2 protein-coding genes are annotated in these 1,736 nt (G+C 66.9%); both read right to left on the bottom strand.

The window, feature by feature from the left end:
* A partial coding sequence (locus BN9444_RS14755; protein ID WP_478219560.1) for an efflux RND transporter periplasmic adaptor subunit occupies positions 1-517 on the bottom strand: 517 nt, incomplete at its 3' end.
* Positions 517-1,530 (bottom strand): PspC domain-containing protein, encoded by a 1,014-nt coding sequence (locus tag BN9444_RS06425; RefSeq protein WP_066510745.1) that lies wholly within the window; start codon positions 1,528-1,530, stop codon positions 517-519. The genes BN9444_RS06425 and BN9444_RS14755, both read right to left, overlap by 1 nt.
* Positions 1,531-1,736: the final 206 nt, after the last annotated feature.

Raw genomic sequence — 1,736 nt, 5'->3', positions numbered from 1 at the left:
GATCTGCGGCGGCGCGGGACTCGGCGACGGCCTGCTGCGCGTCGTCGAAGCTGTGCTGCGCGGTGCCCACGGAGGCGCGGGCGGCGTTGACCTCGCCGTTGAGGCCTTGAGCCAGCGCGTCCTGGAGCTGGGTGAGCTCGAGCTGCGCGGCCTCGACCTGATTGAACGCGCCGATTTCTTCCGCGGCCTGAGCGGCACGCTGACTGTGGAGTTCGCGTTCGGCGGCAGACGTGTCGAAGGAGGCGAGGACCTGGTTGGCCGTGACGCGCTGGCCGACCTTCGCGTCGAGCGTGACGATGGGCCCAGACTGCGTCGTGGCGAGCGAGACCTCGCGGACGGGTGCGATCGAGCCCGTGGCGGGCACGGACTGCGTGATGTCCTTCGCCGCGACGGTCGTGACATCGGCGGCGGTGAGCACCACGCCGTCGGGGCCGACGGCGAGGTAGTAGGCGCCGCCACCGCCCGCAGCGAGGACGGCGAGGGCGGTGGCGGTGAGGGCGATAGTCTTCTTTTTCATTACTCGTGGATAGTTGTAGTGCCAATTTCGTTGTCGATAATCACAGTCAACTTAGCACCTGCGTCCTTGCGCGGCGTGCAATTGCTCGTGCCGAGTCCGGTATCACATTCAATGGCGATGGGCGTCTTCTTCGGAAGGTAGACATCGATGCTGCCCACGCCGTTATCGATGGTGAGCGTGCGGGGCTTATCGAGCGTGAGCTCGCGCAGGTCGACGGTCATGGAGCCCACGCCGTTGGAGTAGGTGTCTGGCAGGTCCGCGGCGTCGCGCACGGTATAGGTGACCGAGCCCGCGTGGTTCTTCGTGTTCTCTTCGGACGCGGCCATTGTCAACATAAATGAGATGCCCACGACGACAGCGGCGCTCACGGCGACCGTCGCGATGAGACCCTCGTGGGATTTCTTCTTGGGTGCGGGGGCGGGCGCGGGGTCTGGCAGGTCCCAGGCCTCGGGCACGGTGCCGAGAGGGTCCCACGCCGGCGGGGTCTGGCGGCCAGGCGGGAAGGGGTAGCCCTCGACCGGCGTGAAGACCGACATGTCAGGGCCCGGTGCGGTCTCCCGCGCGGTGGCGAGCAGACCCGCCGGCGGGACGGGCTGATGGCGGTGCAGGCCGTACCACGCGGCGGCCGCGAGGACAACAATGACCAGGGTGGACACCATCTGCCGGTCGTCAAAGAAGCGGCCGAGGCCAACAGCGATGATAAGCAGGATGAGCAGTGAAATTCCCAGGCCGGACTCGGACTTGGGGCCATCCTGTTTACCAAAGAGGTCCTGGATGGGCGCGGTGGACTTGCCGTAGAGCGGCATGCACGCCCACACCAGCACGTAGAGGGCGAGGCCGCCGCCGAGGACGAGCGCGGTGACGACGAAGGCCACGCGCACGAGGGTGGGGTCTACTTGGTAGCGCGCGCCGATGCCTTCGCAGACGCCGGCGATCTTGGCATTGCCGCCCTGAGAGCTCGGGATGCGGGGCGGGCGCGTTGCCCACATCTCGTTGAGAGTCGCGGTGTTCATGTCTTTATCGTCGCCCACGGTTCGTGCAAGAGCTATCGGGGAACGCCCTGATTTTTAAAGTTCAGGGTTTACCCCGATCCGCGCCAGGGAGGCGCGTGCGAAGATAAAACGCATGACTTCTCCCTATGCGCCGCGTGAGGTCCAGCCCGCCTACCCGCGCCTGTCCCGCCCGCAGGACGGCCGCGTCGTGGCGGGCGTGGCTGCAG

Source organism: Corynebacterium phoceense (assembly GCF_900092335.1).
Taxonomy (GTDB): domain Bacteria; phylum Actinomycetota; class Actinomycetes; order Mycobacteriales; family Mycobacteriaceae; genus Corynebacterium; species Corynebacterium phoceense.
This window is presented reverse-complemented; position numbering and strand designations above follow the sequence as displayed.

What these genes read in the sequence shown, in the direction of transcription:
- BN9444_RS06425 (WP_066510745.1), bottom strand. Translation starts at nt 1,530, where the DNA reads ATGAACACCGCGACTCTCAACGAGATGTGGGCAACGCGCCCGCCCCGC.